This is a genomic window from Pseudomonas sp. SID14000 (genome assembly GCF_002165135.1).
Classification (GTDB): Bacteria; Pseudomonadota; Gammaproteobacteria; order Pseudomonadales; family Pseudomonadaceae; genus Aquipseudomonas.
Genome location: NZ_NFZQ01000162.1, coordinates 1 through 394, shown reverse-complemented (window position 1 = coordinate 394; position 394 = coordinate 1). Strand labels below are relative to the sequence as shown.

The window sequence follows — 394 nt, the reverse complement described above, 5'->3', positions numbered from 1 at the left end:
TCGATGCCCGACGGCGGGGATGTGACCGCCGTCGACGCCACACAGCGGACCGACGCGCAGGTCCGTGTCTTCGGCGTCCCGCCACGGGACGGAGCCCGGCCCGAGGAGATACTCGACGGCTTCCTCGAGGCGCTGACCAGCGATGACCCCGAGTTCTCGATAGCCAGGGAGTACCTGACGGAGGAAGCGGCCGACAACTGGGAGCCGGAGCGCAGCACCACGGTGCTGCGCGAGTCGGTACCCGTGCTCGCCGACGAGGTCGTGGACGCCTCCGTCATGCGCGTCGCCGCGCTGCGTGAGTTCTTCACCGCGCAGGTCGCACGGGCCAAGGCCGAGGGCGTGCTGTTCTCGGTGCACCTCAAGGCCACGATGATGAAGGTCTCCGACCCGATCA

1 pseudogene is annotated in these 394 nt (G+C 69.0%); it reads left to right on the top strand.

Features of this window, described 5'->3' with window-relative positions:
• Nucleotides 1-213 precede the first annotated feature (213 nt).
• Nucleotides 214-394 (top strand): annotated as a pseudogene (locus tag CAY82_RS27775) (NADP-dependent isocitrate dehydrogenase); the annotation flags it as partial.